13 protein-coding genes are annotated in these 16,626 nt (G+C 60.1%); 7 read left to right on the forward strand and 6 right to left on the reverse strand.

Annotated elements, in window-relative coordinates:
* The first annotated feature begins 16 nt into the window (after positions 1–16).
* From urtC to urtE, 3 genes are read left to right on the forward strand one after another with little or no spacing between them, the layout of a single operon-like run.
* A complete protein-coding gene (gene urtC / locus DT594_RS09465) occupies positions 17–1,075 on the forward strand; it encodes an urea ABC transporter permease subunit UrtC (protein ID WP_246164617.1) in 1,059 nt (352 codons plus the stop codon).
* The gene (gene urtD, locus DT594_RS09470; protein ID WP_096346000.1) at positions 1,072–1,908 is read left to right on the forward strand and encodes an urea ABC transporter ATP-binding protein UrtD; all 837 of its coding nucleotides are present in this window, start codon (positions 1,072–1,074) and stop codon (positions 1,906–1,908) included. The genes urtC and urtD overlap by 4 nt, the downstream gene beginning before the upstream one ends.
* Before the next feature lie 2 nt (positions 1,909–1,910).
* Positions 1,911–2,606, forward strand: a complete 696-nt coding sequence (gene urtE / locus DT594_RS09475; RefSeq protein ID WP_149332444.1) for an urea ABC transporter ATP-binding subunit UrtE — start codon at positions 1,911–1,913, stop codon at positions 2,604–2,606.
* A 42-nt stretch (positions 2,607–2,648) separates the two neighbouring features.
* Here urtE and DT594_RS09480 read toward each other — a convergent pair whose 3' ends face one another.
* From DT594_RS09480 to DT594_RS09505, 6 genes are all read right to left on the reverse strand, one after another.
* The gene (locus DT594_RS09480; protein ID WP_149332445.1) at positions 2,649–3,434 is read right to left on the reverse strand and encodes an ABC transporter ATP-binding protein; all 786 of its coding nucleotides are present in this window, start codon (positions 3,432–3,434) and stop codon (positions 2,649–2,651) included.
* Positions 3,431–4,411, reverse strand: coding sequence for a FecCD family ABC transporter permease (locus DT594_RS09485; RefSeq protein WP_149332665.1), 981 nt, complete (start codon positions 4,409–4,411; stop codon positions 3,431–3,433). The genes DT594_RS09480 and DT594_RS09485 overlap by 4 nt, the downstream gene beginning before the upstream one ends.
* Before the next feature lie 92 nt (positions 4,412–4,503).
* Positions 4,504–5,634, reverse strand: coding sequence for an ABC transporter substrate-binding protein (locus DT594_RS09490; protein WP_246164601.1), 1,131 nt, complete (start codon positions 5,632–5,634; stop codon positions 4,504–4,506).
* Positions 5,631–7,607: a TonB-dependent receptor domain-containing protein gene (locus tag DT594_RS09495; RefSeq protein ID WP_149332446.1), complete on the reverse strand. Its 1,977-nt coding sequence runs from the start codon at positions 7,605–7,607 to the stop codon at positions 5,631–5,633. The genes DT594_RS09490 and DT594_RS09495 overlap by 4 nt, the downstream gene beginning before the upstream one ends.
* Before the next feature lie 84 nt (positions 7,608–7,691).
* Positions 7,692–9,035 (reverse strand): sensor histidine kinase, encoded by a 1,344-nt coding sequence (locus DT594_RS09500; RefSeq protein WP_149332447.1) that lies wholly within the window; start codon positions 9,033–9,035, stop codon positions 7,692–7,694.
* A complete protein-coding gene (locus DT594_RS09505) occupies positions 9,032–9,730 on the reverse strand; it encodes a response regulator transcription factor (protein ID WP_149332448.1) in 699 nt (232 codons plus the stop codon). The genes DT594_RS09500 and DT594_RS09505 overlap by 4 nt, the downstream gene beginning before the upstream one ends.
* Positions 9,731–10,039: 309 nt before the next feature.
* On the opposite strand from DT594_RS09505, the gene DT594_RS09510 reads away from it, so the two are divergent.
* From DT594_RS09510 to DT594_RS09525, 4 genes are all read left to right on the forward strand, one after another.
* The gene (locus DT594_RS09510) at positions 10,040–11,026 is read left to right on the forward strand and encodes a TAXI family TRAP transporter solute-binding subunit (RefSeq protein WP_149332449.1); all 987 of its coding nucleotides are present in this window, start codon (positions 10,040–10,042) and stop codon (positions 11,024–11,026) included.
* A gap of 74 nt (positions 11,027–11,100) precedes the next feature.
* Positions 11,101–13,302, forward strand: a complete 2,202-nt coding sequence (locus tag DT594_RS09515) for a TRAP transporter permease (RefSeq protein ID WP_149332450.1) — start codon at positions 11,101–11,103, stop codon at positions 13,300–13,302.
* Between the two features lie 89 nt (positions 13,303–13,391).
* Positions 13,392–15,215, forward strand: a complete 1,824-nt coding sequence (locus DT594_RS09520) for a sensor histidine kinase (protein WP_149332451.1) — start codon at positions 13,392–13,394, stop codon at positions 15,213–15,215.
* Between the two features lie 3 nt (positions 15,216–15,218).
* A complete protein-coding gene (locus DT594_RS09525) occupies positions 15,219–16,571 on the forward strand; it encodes a sigma-54-dependent transcriptional regulator (RefSeq protein WP_149332452.1) in 1,353 nt (450 codons plus the stop codon).
* Positions 16,572–16,626 lie beyond the last annotated feature (55 nt).

Below are 16,626 nucleotides of genomic sequence, written 5' to 3' on the forward strand. Positions count from 1 at the left end.
CAGCGACCGCGGCGGTATGGTGGTGCTCGGCCTGGTCGTGTTGACCGCGATCATCGTGCCGTTCTGCAACCTGGCGCTGCCAACCGATTCACCGTTTTACGTTTCTAACTTTACCGTGGGCCTGCTCGGCAAGTTTCTGTGCTTTGCCCTGCTCGCGCTGTCCGTCGATCTGATCTGGGGCTACTGCGGGATTCTCTCGCTGGGCCACGGCGCGTTTTTCAGCCTGGGCGGCTACGGCATGGGCATGTACCTGATGCGCCAGATCGGCGACCGCGGCGTTTATGGCCACCCGGAGCTGATGGACTTCATGGTGGTGCTCAACTGGGAATCACTGCCGTGGTATTGGCAGGGCTTTGACATGTTCTGGTTCGCGGCGCTGATGATCCTGCTGGTGCCGGGACTGCTTGCCCTGGTGTTCGGCTGGCTGGCGTTCCGCTCGCGGGTCACCGGGGTGTATTTCGCAATCATTACCCAGGCACTGACCTACGCGCTGATGCTGGCGTTTTTCCGTAACGAGATGGGCTTTGGCGGCAACAATGGTCTGAATGACTTCAAGGACATTCTCGGCTTCGACCTGGCGGCAAAGACCACCCGCGTCGGCCTGTTTATCGCCTCGTCGATTGCTCTGGTGCTGGGCTACCTGGCCTGCCGCTACATCGTCACCTCGCGCATGGGCCGGGTGATCATCGCGATACGCGATGCTGAAAGCCGAACGCGTTTCTCTGGTTACAAGGTCGAGTCCTACAAGCTCTGGCTGTTCGTGTTTTCGGCGATGCTCGCCGGTGTCGCTGGCGCGCTTTACGTTCCCCAGGTGGGCATCATCAACCCGGGCGAGTTCTCGCCACTGAACTCCATCGAAATGGTCGTCTGGGTCGCCACCGGCGGGCGCGGTACGCTGTTCGGCGCAATCATCGGCGCCTTCGCGGTCAACTACGCCAAGACCTTCTTCACCACCTTTTCCCCGGAAACCTGGCTGTTCATCCTCGGCAGCCTGTTTGTGCTGGTGACGTTGCTGCTGCCCAAGGGCCTGGTCGGCCTGCTCGACCGCGTACGCCGCAAGGGAGACAAACCATGAAAAGCATAGAGCAACTGCGGGAAACCTGGCGCCGTGATCAGGTCTTCGATTTTGTCCAGCCAACCCCGGCCTTCGACAAGGCCATCGATACCAGTCATGGTCCGATTCTCTATGTTGAGGATGTCAGCGTCAGCTTTGACGGCTTCAAGGCGCTGAACAATCTCAACCTGTATATCGACGATGGCGAACTGCGCTGCATCATCGGCCCCAACGGCGCCGGCAAGACCACGATGATGGATGTGATTACCGGCAAGACCAAACCCGACACCGGCAGCATCTGGTTCGGCCAGCGCATCGATCTGCTCAAGCGCGCCGAGCATGAAATCGCCCGCGGCGGCATCGGTCGCAAATTCCAGAAGCCGACCATCTTTGAAGCCCTGAGCGTGTTCGAGAATCTGGAGCTGGCTACCGCCTCGAACAAGAAGGTCTGGTACACCCTGAACCACGACTTGAGCGGCGAGCAGCGCGACCGCATCGACGAAGTACTGCAGCAGATCGGTCTGACCGAGCACTACCAGCAGGAAGCCGGTGCGCTGTCCCATGGGCAGAAGCAATGGCTGGAGATCGGCATGTTGCTGGTACAGAACCCGCGTGTGCTGCTGGTGGATGAACCGGTCGCCGGGATGACTGGCGAGGAGGTCGAACACACCGCGCAACTGCTGACCTCATTGGCTGGCCGGCATTCGGTAATCGTGGTCGAACACGACATGGCCTTCGTCCGCTCCATTGCCCGCAAGGTGACGGTGCTGCATCAGGGATCTGTGCTCGCCGAAGGCAGCATGGATCAGGTGCAGAACGACCCGCGGGTGATCGAAGTCTATCTGGGAGAATGACGGTGCTGCATATTCAGTCAGTAAATCAGTTTTACAATCAGAGCCACATCCTCTGGGATCTGGATCTGCATCTCAAGGAAGGCACCTGCGGCTGCCTGTTGGGCCGCAATGGTGTGGGCAAGACCACCCTGCTCAAGTGCATTACCGGGCTGCTGCCGATCCGCCAGGGGCAAATACTGCTCAACGGCACTGACATCACCCGGATGTCCACCGAGAACCGCGCCCGCGGCGGCGTTGGTTACGTGCCCCAGGGTCGGGAGATCTTTCCCCTGTTAACAGTCGAGGAGAACCTGAAAATCTCCCTCGGCGCGCGACCGGATCGCGCCCGGCAGATACCCGAGCAGATCTACCAGCTGTTTCCGGTGCTCAAGGAAATGAAACACCGCCGCGGCGGGGATCTGTCTGGTGGCCAGCAGCAACAGCTGGCGATCGGCCGAGCACTGGTGCTGGACCCCAAACTGCTGATTCTGGACGAACCCACCGAGGGCATTCAGCCAAACATCGTTCGAGATATAGGCGACGTGATCCGCAAGCTGAACAATGACATGGGTCTTACTGTATTGCTGGTCGAGCAGAAGCTGCCGTTCGCCCGCCGCGTTGCCGATGATTTCTTCATCATGGAGCGCGGCCGCGTGGTAGCGGACGGGCCGATTGGCGCGTTGAGTGACGAGTTGGTGCAGCAGTATTTGACGGTCTGATGAAACCCGCCTGTTAGCTGCCTGGCTGACAGGCATTTCGCCTCAGGCTGATGGTGTATCCAGCGGCCGGTCGGCGAGCACCAGCGGAAAGCCCAACGAACACTGCTCCATACGAGCCGACACACCATAGGCCTGCGCCAGACTGGCGGCTGTGAGCACCTCGGCAGGGCGACCCATTTGGCAAGCGCCGCCCGGCCCCAACAGCAGTACCTGATCACAAAAACGCAGCGCCAGATTCAGATCATGGCTGGCTACCAGCGCAATAGCCCCTGTGTCTCGGCTGACACGCTTCACCCTTTCCAGCACGGTCAATTGCCAGCGCAAGTCCAGCGCGCTGGTGGGTTCGTCGAGCAACAGCAGTTGCGGTTGGCGCACCAGTACCTGGGCGAGCCCAACCATCTGCCGCTGCCCGCCAGACAGTTCGGACAACCGTCGCAGCGCCAGGCTGTGAATATCCAGCTCCGCTACTACCTGCTCGATTCGTTGCTCTATGGCCGCCCCGTCTATATCCGCCAGCCCAATTCTGCACGCCGCATATAAACATTCGTACACCACCAGCGAGGTCGCCTGAGGCAGGCTTTGCGGCAGGTAGCCAATCAACTGGTTACGCCGCCAGTGGGGCAAATGCTGCAAGGTTTCACCGTGCAGTTCCTGGGTACCCTGGCAGTGCAGCAGACCGGCCAACCCCTTGAGCAGCGTCGACTTGCCGACACCGTTGGGGCCCAGTACGGCGACCAGGCTTCCCGCTTCAATGGGTGCCAGCTGCAGATTCTCCAGCACTTTGCGCCGCCGGTAACCGACCGCAGTGTCCCTGATCAGCAGGCTCATTGCGCGACACTCCGACCACGCGCCAGAATCAGAGCAATAAACAGCGGCACACCCACCACCGCAGTAACCAGCCCCACCGGCAATACCACGCCAGGCAACAATGCCCGGCTGGCAACCGAAGATATGGACAGCAACAGAGCGCCGGCCAACGCACTGCCAGGAAGGAAAAAGCGGTGATCCTCGCCCAGCATCAGGCGCGCAATATGCGGCCCGACCAGACCGATAAAACCCACTTCGCCGACAAAGGCGGTGGCCACACCGGTCAGCAAACTGACGCGTAACAGCACGCCGGTACGCAGCCGCGAGACGCGGATACCCATGCTGCGCGCCTGATCTTCACCGCCGCGCAAGGTGGTCATGGCCCAGGCCTGACGCATCGCCAAAGCCATGCACAGACCCAGCACCAGCGTGACAATGCCGACGCGCGGCAAATCCGCCCGTGCCAGACTGCCGAGCGTCCAGAATACAATCTGCTGCAGCGCATCGGCATCGGCCATGAACTGCAGCAGCCCGACCAGCGCATTCAGCCCGAACAACAAGGCGATGCCAAAGAGCACCAGCGTATGCACCGCGGTGCCCAGCGCCCGCGCTACCAACATCAGAATGGCGCAGGACAAGCCGGCAAATGCAAAGGCGCCCAGCGGCAGCATCAGATTGTGCCCGAGGCCGAACGGCGACAGATTGAACACGATCACCAGGGACGCGCCCAGCGTGGCTGCCGCGCCGATACCCAGGGTGAAGGGGCTGGCCAGCGGGTTATTCAGCGCGGTCTGCATCTCCGCACCGGCCAGCCCCAGACTCGCCCCTACGACCAACGCCATCAGTGCATAGGGAGCGCGGATATCAAAGATGATGACGTCCATGGACGGCTCAAGCGCGTCGGGATCCAACAGACCAAGAAAGACATCCCACCAGCCCAGATCTGCCGGGCCGGTAGACAGATCCCAGATCAGCGTTGCCATCAGGGCAGCGAGCATGACACCCAGACACAGCCAGCGTCGCCAAACCAACCGCCGATAATTGCCGGCCAGCGTGCCGTGGGTGCCGTTGGCGCCGGAAACGCTCGAGGTCACTGACTGATCCAAAACGTTCCCTCCAACGCCACCGGCTGAAACTGCTGATACAAATGCGCCAGCGTCTGCTCTGGCTGCAGATCGGCGTAGAGCTCCGGATGCAGCCACTGCGCCAGCACCTGCACGGCGGCAACATTGAACGGGCTGTTGTAGAACGAATGCCAGATCGCGTGTGCGCGGCCGGCGCGAATCGGCGCCATATTGCTCAGCCCGCTACGCTGCGTCAGCGCGGTCAGTGAGGCACGTGCTGCGTCTGCCTGCACACCCGGCCCCAGAGCTATATAGTCGGCTCCCTGGGCCAGACTGTCCGCCGAGCCTATCGCAGTAGCGACATATACGTCGGGTGGGTCGGTGAGCAGGTATTCGAGACTCAACATACCTGCCGCACCGGGCAGGCGGTCACTGCCCACGTTCTCGCCTCCAGCTTGCTCCAGCAAGGCAGCCATCATGCCCCTGGCCATGGTTTCACAGCAGGCGTCAGACAGGCCTGCACGGCTGTGCACAAACACCCGCGGCTGCTGCTGAACCTTGGCGAGCCGCTCGCTGACCAGCGCCAGTTGCTGCTGGTAATAGGTGATGAAAGCCTGCGCCTGTGGCTCCCGCCCCAACACCTTTCCCAGCAGCGCCATACTGGGTGGGGTGTTACGCAACGGCTGTTCGCGGAAGTCGACAAAAATAACCGCTACCCCCGCCCGTTCAAGCTGTTCAATCAAACGCCCATGCCGGCTGGAAGGACCGTGCCCGGACAGGCTGAAAATCGCCAGATCCGGTTTCAGGCTCAGTACCTGTTCCAGGCTGAAGGTGTCAGCTGCGCCCTGGCCGATGCGTTGCACCTCACCCAGCGCCGGAAAGGCCGCGAGATACTGACGATAGCTGCCGGGATCAACCTGCTGAAAATCTTCAGGCATGCCGACAATCCGCTCCAGCAACTGATCCCCTTCGAGTATCGCCAGCGCGGGCAACAAGCGGCCCTCGCCCAAGACAATTCGCTCAACCCGATCAGGTACGGTGACCATCCTGCCAGCCAGATCCTCCAGCGTTGCCGCCTGCAACGGCAGCGCTGAACAGAGCACCGTTAGCGCCAGCCAGCGCGCTGTTCGCCTGGCTGTTACCAGCAGCCGGCTCAAAACCGCATCGCCACGCCCAGGCGAAACTCCCTGCCGGGCTCGGCAGAGCCGACAATCCCCTCGTAATCCGGTATTGCCTGGAAATCTTCATTACTGGCGTGATCCAGATAGTCCTTGTCCAGCAGGTTCTTGACCGTCAGCGACAGCGTCAGACTGTCATCCGCCATGGGCTGCCAGCGGGCATACAGATCCTGGACGCCATAACCGGGCTTGTCGACGCGGCCGACGCTGGTGCGCAGGGAGTCGATACTCTGCACAAAACGCCCTTGCCAGCCCAGCTCCAGATGCTGGTTGAACTGGTAGTCGGCATTCAGCATCCAGGTATCACCGATACTGGTGCCCAGGCCGTTGTGTTCGTATACGTTCAAAGGCTCGCCTTCCAGCTCGGCATCATTGTGGTGGTAACTGATGCCGGTACTCAGCCGGGTCCAGTGGTAACCGGCCTGCAGCAGCACGCCCTGGCTTTCCAGATCGCCGCTGTTTTCATACAGCCGTGGCCCGCCGATAAAGTCGACGATGATGTCCTCGATCTCGGTCTGATAGACCTTGCCGCCGAGACTCAGACCGCCACGCTCGTATTCGAAGCCCACTTCCGTGGTCCGCGCCTTTTCCGCTTTCAGATCCGGGTCATTGGTCGCCGAGTCCAGCTTGAACGCGTCCCGGATGCGCGGCCCCCGCAAGGCACGACTGTGACCGGCAAGCAGACTCAGGTTCGGGTTCAGCTCATAGCGCAGATTGACGTTCGGGCTGATGCCGCTATCGCGGAAATCCTGATCGGTGGCGTCGGTCAGCCGATACAGGTCATACCGAGCGCCGAGGCCGAGCAACAGCTTTGGATTCAAGCGGATGCTGTCCTGCACATACAGGCCGGTTATGCTGCCGTCTTCCTCATAGGCAGTCTGATCACCACCGGGCCCGGCTGTGACCTGATCTTCGCGGTGGTCGACACCGTAAGTCAGGCTGTGCTTACCCAGCAGGCTGGTGTTACGCAGATCCAGCCCGGTAGATTCGACATTGCCGTAGTACAAACCCCAGCGATCAAAAACATTCTGTTCCAGATCCATTTCGGTATGAAATACCGTGGCCTGAACATCCAGCAGCGGATTGCCAGTGGGATCCCAGTCATAGTTCAGGGTGTAGGTGTCGCGCTGGGATTCCAGCGGATAGGCTGGATTGAAGCTGCTGACCACCCACTGCGGACGCTGGGTCCGTTCCCCACGGTCTACGCGGCGGTCGTAGCTGAACCGCAGGGTCTGGTCGGCGCTGAGTTTACCGACCAGCTTGGCGAAGCCCAGATCCTGACGGCTGCCGGTGCCGAAGACCTCATCACCGCTGCCGTCCTCATAGTCATTCTGATCCTGGTGGGTTGCTACCAGCATGCCAGACCAGCTGTCAGTCAGCCGGCCAAACAGGCTGGTATTGACCTTGAACCCTTCGGCATTGCTGAAATAGGTGCCCTTGACCAGCGCGCCAGCGGATTCTCCCGCACGCAGCAGGTCTTCCGGGTCCTTGGTGACGAAACGGATGCTACCACCAAGTGCCCCCGGCCCCGCAGTCGCATCGCCAGTGCCAGCCTGCACTTCAGCGCGCTTGAGCAGCTCCGGCTCGATGCTGATGCGTCCGGTGTGGTGGAAGGTCTGGCCGGCCTGCGTGGCACCATCAATGCTGATATTCAGCTGGGTATCTTCAATCCCGCGTAGATAGAGTTTTTGCGCAGCGCTGTGCCCACCGCCAACCGAGACCTCGGGCTGGGATGCGAATACGTCTTCCAGGTCAGTGGCTTGAAAACGCTCCAGCGTGACGGCTTCCACGCTCTCGACCTGCCGAGCACCGATTTCACCGGTCACTTCAGTCGGATTCAGGGTGATCGGATCGGTACCGGTGCTTTGCGCCAGGGCGGGCACAGCGACCAGCAGCGTCGCAATCGAAACGGCACTGGCCAGCGGATGCAGGACTGCGGGAAACGTTTTCATGGATCGGGCTACCTTTATGTGAATACTTCGCATTTACGCAAGATTCTCATTCAGGCCACCCGGCGCACATCACTTTTACATTTGTTACGTTTTCGGCAACTGAATTTCGACCGCCAGCCCGCCCTCGGGAAGGTTCAGCGCCAACATGCTGCCACCGGCAGCATTGATCTGCCGCATGGCCAGCGCCAAACCCAGCCCGTAACCATGCGGATCATCCTGAATCTGGCCGGGAATGCGGAAGAAAGGTTCGAATATCTGCGTTAACCACTGATCCGGCACTCCCGGCCCCTGGTCGCTGATTACCAGGGTGTAACGGGTGACGCTGCTTTCCAGCACCACTCGTACGCATCCTCCTTTGGGCGTATAGGCCAAAGCGTTGCGCACCACATTCTCGATGGCCTGACCCAGCGCCCTGTGGCTACTGTTCGCCAGCCGAGCGGCGGTGGGCAGCCGCATCTCGATGTGGTGCTCGGGGTACTCGAAGCGGGCATCTTCGATAATACTGTCGAGCAGGTCGGTAAGATCCAGGCTTTCATCGCGCAAGCGCGGCGATTCGTTTTCCAGCCAGGCCAGCGTCAGCGCATCCTCCACCAGTTGCCGCATCCCGCCGCAATCAGTGCGGATGCGCTCTAGCAAGGCCGGGGATGTGCCAGCCTCCTGCTCGGCCAGACTGACGGCCATATCGATCCGGGTCAGAGGGGTACGCAGCTCGTGGGACATATCCGCCAGACGCTGGCGCTGCGACAGAATCAATTGACCGGTGCGCTCGGCCATTGCGTCGAAGGTCTCGGCCAGGCTGGCCAGCTCGTCCTTGCGCGAGCCCAGCAGCGCCCGCACGCGCACGTCGTAATGCCCTTCGCTGAACTGCCGGGTGGCCTGTTCCAGGCGCCGTAGCGGTTGCATCAAGTGTCGGTAAAGCAGCGCACAGACCAGCAACAGCAGAATCAGCGGCAGCACCAGTTGCAAGAGTACGCGCGAGGAATACCAATAGGTCCCGGGCCGCATGCGCTGCGGCAGCTGAATCAGAAAACGGACCGAGTCGTCGGTAAAAGGAATATCCATGATCGGATTTTCCTCGAAGTACAGGTGAATCTTCCACGACAGGTCGCGGCCCAGGCCGAAGCCTTGCTGAAATCGTTGGGACAACTGGGTGCCGCCCAACGGTTCGACATTGGCACGCACCACCGCCGCCCAGGTGCCCTCCTGCTGCTGCAATGTTTGCATCCAGCGCGCCAGCGCCTGCTCATCACCACTCAGGTACAAGGCTTCGGCCTGGGCAGCATAGTGCCGCAGTGTCTGTTGATGATTGCTGTCGATAAAGCTCATCGCCTCTTCGGTCTGCCAGGCCAGGCGAGAAATACCCCAGAACAGCAAAACGGTACCCAAGCCGATCACGGCGCAGAAGGTCCAGAACAAGCGCCTTTTCATACGAAGCTGTACCCCCGACCGTGCAGTGTCTGCAAGCGATCCGCGGCCATACCCATATCCGTCAGGCGCCGCCGGATACGGCTGATATGCATATCCAGACTGCGGTCATAGCGGCTGAACTCGCGCTCCAGCACGCTGCGGTAAAGATAGGGCTTGGACAACGTCTCGCCACGGTGGGTGAGCAGATGCCAGAGCAGTTTGAACTGGATCGGCGTCAGCTCAAGGGAGCGTTGACCATAACTGGCTTGCCCTATGCGGCGGTCCAGCGTCAGACCATCGACATCCAGGCGCCACTGCTGCTCCAGCCGTTGCGATTCAGGCGAACGGGTGCGGCGCAATACGGCGTCAATGCGTAGCTGCAGCTCCAGCAGATTGAACGGCTTGGAAAGATAGTCGTCAGCACCGTGGCGCAAGCCGCGAATGCGTTCCTCTTCGGCCCCACAGGCCGTCAACATGATCACCGGCAACTGCCGGTGTTCACGCAGACGGCGCAGCAAGGCGAAGCCATTCAGGTCAGGAAGCTTTACATCCAGCAGCACCAGATCGGCGCGGTCATTCAACGCCATCTGCAACCCGGCTTCGCCTTCGTGGCTGGTCTGGGTCAGATAACCCTGGGTTTTGAGCAGGCTGCACAGTTGCGCAGACAATGTCAGATCATCCTCGATGATCAGAATCCGCGATGGACTTTGCAGCATGCGATGAGTACTCCCGGCACGTACGCGAACAAGTCGCCTTTAATGATAATGGTTATCATATAGATTAGGCCACATTCGGCCAAGTCCCAATTGCACTCAGTACGGCGCGGCAGCTGATGGGTGGCTGGCAACCCATCGGCGCGAGAGGCATGGGTGGGCTGCCACCCAAAACACCGTCGTAAAAATCACGAAACCGCTCTAGCACGGTCGTTTTTGGATCTGGCCCGTCGCTTGCAATGACTCCCTGACGCGTCGGACCTGCGTTCCGCGCCGACAGACCCAACAAAGACAAAAACTCTGGAGTCAAACATGCACAAGCTTCGCACCCTGGCATTCGCCTCACTGTCCGTCACCGCCCTGCTGAGCAGCAGCCTGGCCATTGCCGAAGATCGCGCCGGCTGGCCATCCAATTTCACCATCGGCACTGCCAGCCAAGGCGGCACCTATTTCGCCTACGGTTCTGGCTGGTCGAATTTCATTGCCGAGCAGACAGGCGTTTCCGGTGGCGCGGAAGTCACCGGCGGGCCGGTGCAGAATATGGCGCTGGTGCATACCGGCGATCTGGCCTTCGGCATGACCACCATGGGCCCCGCGCAGGACGCGGTCGAAGGCAAAAGCCCTCTGGCACCGGGTATGGCCATGGATAACGTCTGCGCGATGTTCCCGCTGTACGAAACGCCATTCTCCATGGCTGCATTGGCTGGCTCAGGTATCAAGAGCATCTCGGATATAAAGCCCGGCGCGCGCATCGGCTTTGGTCCGGCGGGCTCCAGCTCGGATGAATATTTCCCGAAAATGCTGGAAAGCCTGGGCGTTGAGTTCGAGCGCCGCAATGGCAGCTGGGACGATCTGGGTAGCCAGATGCAGGATGGTTTGCTGGATGCGGTCGGCTTCGCGGCGGGCATACCCATTCCTACCGTGAGCCAGCTCGAAGTGCAGACCGAGGTCAACATCATCGGCTTCAATGAAGAGGAAATGGCGACCATTCTGAAGACTTTTCCGGTCTCTGAATTCATCATTCCCGCCAGCACCTATAGCTCGCTGACCGAGGATTCACATGCTGTGTCGATGTGGAACTTCGCCGTTGCCAATTGTGATCTGCCAGACAGCTTCGTGTATGAAGTGACCAAGCTGACCATGGAAAACAACGAGCGTATGCAGTCCATTCACCAGGCTGCCGTGACCAGCACTCCCGAGCACCTGGACAAGAATACCGTGCTGCCATGGCACCCCGGTGCGGCGCGTTACTTTACCGAGAACGGCCACAACATCGACTCGGCTCCAATCAAGGACTGATTCGCCAACAGCTCACGTGATCAGCGGGCCGACGTCTTGCCGGCCCGTTCACCTCTCCGGTTTACAGGTGCACCATGACAAACACACACAAAGCTGTCAGCGAGCATGAGCCGCTGATTCCGTCCCATGGCGAGCCGCTGACGCCCATCGTGATTGAAGGCGTGGATGATGAGCCGGTGGAATCCAATCGCCGACTGTTTGGTGGTTGGATGCTACGCGCCGTCACGGCGCTGGCCATTCTCTACTCGGCTTTTCATCTATATGTACTGAATATCTCGCCAATGGAGTCGTGGAGCTTTCGTATTGTCCACGTCACCGGCGCGCTGATTCTGGGCTACCTGTTTTTCTCCGGCTCACGCTTTGCTACCCCCGAAGACGGCCGGCCTGCGCAGCGCTGGACCAATTTTGCCGCCCTGGCGCTGATGGTTCCCGCGACCTACGCTCTGGTGCAAACGGGGGTGATGTATCGTCTGATGCAAAGCGGCACCATGCGCATGACCCCTGAACTGGAATCCTGGCATTACGGCTGGCCGTTGTTGGCTGCTACCGGGCTGGGGATCATTTTGAGCTGGTTTCACCGCCGCGAACGCGCCAGTTTCAGCTTGCCCGACCTGTTGTTGATCATCTGCTCGATCGCCGCCGCCAGCTATCTGCTGATCATCTATAACTCGCCATTGCGGATGAGCACCGGCACCTCCTTCTCGCCGGTGGGCATTTCCTTCGCCGCCGTGGCCGGAACCGCGCTGATCATGGAAATGACCCGCCGGGTGGCCGGCATGGCGTTGGTCATCATTGCTCTGGGCTTTCTCGCCTATGTGTTCAGCGGCCCCTACATGCCCGGCTTTCTCGGTTACCCAGGGCTCGGCGTGAAGCGCTTCTTCAGCCAGGTCTACACCGATATCGGCGTGCTCGGACCGACTACGGCGGTATCTTCCACCTACATCATTCTGTTCATCATTTTTGCCGCGTTTTTGCAGGCATCAAAAGTCGGCGAATATTTCGTCAATTTCGCCTTTGCCTGTGCCGGTCGTTCACGCGGTGGACCGGCCAAGGTATCGATTTTCGCCTCCGGTCTGATGGGCATGATCAACGGCACCAGCGCGGGTAACGTAGTCGCCACGGGTTCGCTGACCATCCCGCTGATGAAGAAGGTCGGTTACAGCAAGAAGACTGCCGGTGCGGTTGAAGCCGCTGCCTCGACCGGCGGACAGATCATGCCGCCGATCATGGGTGCCGGCGCCTTTATCATGGCCGAGATCACTGGCATTCCCTATACCGAAATCGCCATGGCGGCGGTAATTCCGGCCATTCTGTATTTCGTCTCCGTGTACTTCATGGTCGACTTCGAAGCCGCGAAAACCGGCATGCGCGGCATGCGCAAGGATGAGCTGCCGCAACTCGGCAAGCTGATCCGCCAGGTGTATCTGTTCATCCCCATCGTGATACTGATTGTCGCGCTGTTCATGGGCTACTCGGTGATCCGTGCGGGCACCCTGGCGACCATTTCTGCGGCCGTGGTCAGCTGGCTGTCGCCGAACAAGATGGGGCTGGCTGGCATTCTCAAGGCCCTGGAACTGGCCGGCATCATGGCGATTCAGATCATCGTGGTCTGCGCCTGTGCCGGCGTCATTGTCGGGGTCATCTCGCTGACCGGAGTGGGCTCACGCTTCTCCTCCCTGCTGCTCGGCGTCGCCGACGCCAGTCAGTTCCTGGCGCTGGTGTTCGCCATGCTGATTTCGATCATGCTGGGCATGGGCATGCCCACCACGGCAGCCTATGCGGTGGCCGCGTCGGTGGTTGCTCCCGGTCTGATTCAGCTGGGCATCGACCCCCTGACCGCGCACTTCTTTGTGTTCTACTTCGCGGTGGTGTCGGCCATTACGCCGCCGGTGGCGCTGGCGTCTTTCGCCGCAGCGGGGATCTCCGGGGCGAACCCGATGGAAACCTCGATGGAGTCGTTCAAGATCGGCCTGGCCGCGTTTATCGTGCCGTTCATGTTCTTCTACAACGGCGCGCTGTTGATGAACGATACCTGGTTGGCCATTGCTCAAGCACTGATCACCGCGACCGTAGGGGTGTATCTGCTCTCCGCAGCGGTGCAGGGCTGGTTTGCCAATCACGCCGCTTCCTGGCTGGTGCGAGTGATGCTGGTAGCCGCCGCGCTGCTGATGATCGAAGGCGGCTTGTTGACCGACGTGCTGGGTGTTGGCGCAGCGTTGATCGCTTTTGCTCTCCAGAAAAAGCGCGGCCGCACTGTCACGCCTCATACGCTCTAGCCAGATAACAACCCGTCAGCTTGGCTGGCGGGTTGTTCATACCCTCAGGGCCAGCTAATCTCAGCCCTGTTCTCTCTGGGCCAAGAAAAATGAAACATCCGTTCTGGATTGCCCTGTGCTTCAGTCTGGCCGGCCTTGCCGCCTGGCAGACCGGCACCTTGTTCGGCTATCGGCAGGTTGAACGCGAAAGCCAGGACGAGTCGTTTCGCTACAGCCAACTGATCAGTAACGAAATCAAACGCTATGAGCCGATCGTCACCCTGGCCGCGCAACATCCACAGCTGCGCCAGGCACTGACCTCTCCAGAAAACCCCGCGCTGATCGACACAGCCAACCAGATCATGCAACTGATGGCGGATATCGTCGCCAGCTCCGATGTATACCTGATGGATCATCAGGGCCTGACTATCGCTGCGAGCAATTACCAGCAAAGTGCCAATTTCATTGGCCAGAACTTCAGCTTCCGCCCGTATTTTCAGAATGCATTCAAATCCAACACGCCGGCATTCTATTTCGCTCTGGGTACTACCTCGGATATGCGCGGCCTGTACTTTGCCCATGCAGTAATGGCGCCCGATGACAGCACCAGGCCTATCGGTGTAATCGCGATGAAGATTCAGGTGGCCGAGCTGGAGGCTCAGTGGCGCCGGCCGACCTCGTTCAATCAGGCAGAAATGCTGATCACCGATGCCCAGGGCATCAGCTTCCTCGCCAGCCGGCCGAACTGGCTGTACCGCGCCTTCGAACCCCTGACCGATGAAGGTCAGGCGGTACTGCAAAGCGAACAACGCTACGCCGCACAGCAACTCAGACCAATGAACATCACTCGGCTTGGCACGCCGCTGGGCGCATCAGCCAACGTCGAGCGGGTGGTCATAGAAGAACAAGGCGAGCATCAGGATTACCTCAGTCTGCAAACCCCACTGCCCAACGGCGACTGGACGCTGAGAGTCTTGATCGGCACGCGCTCGGTGTTCTGGACGCAGGTGCGCTTTCTGATCACCGGGCTGATTCTGCTGTCCGGGCTGATACTGGCCTGGCTGTACCTGCGCGAACGGCAACGTCGCGAGGCCGAACTGGCGCAACGCAGTGAACAACTCGAGCGCAGCGTCAAGGAACGGACCGCGGATCTCAAGGCATCCAACCAGCAACTGCTGGATGAAATCCGCGAACGCGAGCGCGCGGAGAACGAGTTGAAGGAAACCCAGCGCGAACTGATTCAGGCCGCCAAGCTGGCGGTGCTGGGGCAGATGTCCGCAGGCTTGAATCACGAGATGAATCAGCCGCTGACCGCCATTCAGGCCTATGCGCGCAACAGCCAGCGTTTTCTGCAGCGTGGTGAACAGGATGTGGTGGATGCGAATCTGGGCGAGATTGTCAGCCTGTGCGACAAGATGGCCGAGCTGACCCGACAGTTCAAAGTATTCGCGCGCAAATCCGAAGGCTTGCCATCCCAGGTGGATCTGCGTTTGCCGATTGATGCCGCACTGAAGATCATCCGCGCCCAGGACAGCAGCAATGGCATACTGATCGAGTGGCAGCGCCCCGCTACAGCGGTGATGGTGCACGGTGACCTGATCCGCATAGAGCAGGTAATGGTCAACCTGATCGCCAACGCGGTTCAGGCCGTAGAGCGCAGCACCGCACCCGAGATTCATATACAGCTCAAGGTCCAGGGGCAGCAGATCGAGTGTCTGGTGCGTGATAATGGCTCCGGCCTGCCGGCCAATACCGAACAGATCTTCGAGCCGTTCTTCACTACCAAGTCGATGAAACAGGGCCTGGGTCTGGGGCTGTCGATCTCGCGTCAGATCATGGATGCCTTGGGTGGCAGACTGGTTGGGCAGAATCGGCCAGATACCCAGGGCGCCGAGTTTATACTGACCTTTCAAACGCGCTCAAAAACGGATTAACCCATGCCAGCACCAGACATCCTCTTTATCGACGACGATGCGGACATTCGCCAGGTTGTGGCGCAAACCCTGTCGCTTGAGGATCTCAGCGTCCGCTGTTTTAGCGACGGCGCCAGCGCGCTGGCTTATATCGACCGGGAATTTGCCGGCATCGTGCTGTGCGACTACCACATGCCCGGCCTGGACGGATTGGCCGTACTGCAGGCGGTCCAGGCGCTGGACGCGAGTATCCCGGTGATTATTCTGACCGGCCAGGGCGACATCAGCACTGCCGTCAGCGCCATGCGCCAGGGCGCTTATGACTTTATCGAGAAGCCCTTTCACCATGACGGTTTGATCGAAATACTCAAGCGCGCATTGGAAAAGCGCCAACTGGCGCTGGAGAATCGGCAGCTCAAGGCGCAGCTACGCACCTTGACCCGACCCGGCCCACGGCTGCTCGGATCATCGCCGAGCATGCAGCGGGTGATATCCATGCTAGATCCGTTGCTCGACACCAATGCCGATATCCTGCTGCGCGGCGAAACCGGCTCCGGCAAGGACGCCATTGCCCGTTACATCCATGAGAACAGCAATCGCAGCGAGCACAATTTCGTTGCCATCAATTGTGGCGCGGTACCGGAAAGCCTGATCGAGAGCGAGCTGTTCGGCCATGAGGCCGGCGCCTTTACCGGTGCCGAGAAGCGCCGGATCGGCAAGTTCGAATACGCACACAAGGGCACCTTGTTTCTCGACGAGCTGGAAAGCATGCCGCTGGCCCTGCAGGTAAAACTGCTACGCGTTCTGGAAGAGCGCAAGGTGGAAAGACTCGGGAGCAATCAGCAGATAGCGGTGGACGTGCGCATCATCGCCGCCACCAAATCGGATCTGAAGGCGCAAAGCGATGCCGGTGAATTCCGCGCGGATCTGTTCTACCGGCTCAACGTGGTGCAGATCGATATTCCGCCGCTGCGCGAGCGCAAGCAGGACGTGCCTTTGCTGTTCCACCACTTTGCACTGATTGCCGCGTCTCGCTACGACCGCGAAAGCATTCCGCTGGACGCCAGCCAGGCTGCGGCATTGATGCAGCATGATTGGCCGGGCAATGTCCGTGAGTTGCGCAATCTGGCTGAACGCTACGTCCTGATGGGCGACTCGGCGCTGACGGCGCCGCAATCTGATCGCCCGGCCAGCGGCTCTAACCAGCAAACCCTGGCAGAGATGCTTGATGCCTATGAACAGAGTCTGATTTCCAGCGCCTTGCAAGCCTGCCAGGGCAGCATCAAGGAAGTGATGATGCAGCTCGGCCTGGCACGCAAAACACTCTACGACAAGATGAAGAGGCATGGCCTGGACAAGGCCGATTTCAAGGACTGACGTCTACACAGCAATAGCCTGCGCACTCGCAAAACCCATGCTGATCGGGTTCTGC

This window comes from Halopseudomonas laoshanensis (assembly GCF_008365385.1).
Classification (GTDB): domain Bacteria; phylum Pseudomonadota; class Gammaproteobacteria; order Pseudomonadales; family Pseudomonadaceae; genus Halopseudomonas; species Halopseudomonas laoshanensis.

Coding starts and splice junctions, on each gene's coding strand:
- urtC (WP_246164617.1), top strand. CDS start 17: ATGGTGGTGCTCGGCCTGGTCGTGTTGACCGCGATCATCGTGCCGTTC.
- urtD (WP_096346000.1), top strand. CDS start 1,072: ATGAAAAGCATAGAGCAACTGCGGGAAACCTGGCGCCGTGATCAGGTC.
- DT594_RS09480 (WP_149332445.1), bottom strand. CDS start 3,434: ATGAGCCTGCTGATCAGGGACACTGCGGTCGGTTACCGGCGGCGCAAA.
- DT594_RS09485 (WP_149332665.1), bottom strand. CDS start 4,411: ATGCTCGCTGCCCTGATGGCAACGCTGATCTGGGATCTGTCTACCGGC.
- DT594_RS09495 (WP_149332446.1), bottom strand. CDS start 7,607: ATGAAAACGTTTCCCGCAGTCCTGCATCCGCTGGCCAGTGCCGTTTCG.
- DT594_RS09500 (WP_149332447.1), bottom strand. CDS start 9,035: ATGAAAAGGCGCTTGTTCTGGACCTTCTGCGCCGTGATCGGCTTGGGT.
- DT594_RS09505 (WP_149332448.1), bottom strand. CDS start 9,730: ATGCTGCAAAGTCCATCGCGGATTCTGATCATCGAGGATGATCTGACA.
- DT594_RS09510 (WP_149332449.1), top strand. CDS start 10,040: ATGCACAAGCTTCGCACCCTGGCATTCGCCTCACTGTCCGTCACCGCC.
- DT594_RS09515 (WP_149332450.1), top strand. CDS start 11,101: ATGACAAACACACACAAAGCTGTCAGCGAGCATGAGCCGCTGATTCCG.
- DT594_RS09520 (WP_149332451.1), top strand. CDS start 13,392: ATGAAACATCCGTTCTGGATTGCCCTGTGCTTCAGTCTGGCCGGCCTT.
- DT594_RS09525 (WP_149332452.1), top strand. CDS start 15,219: ATGCCAGCACCAGACATCCTCTTTATCGACGACGATGCGGACATTCGC.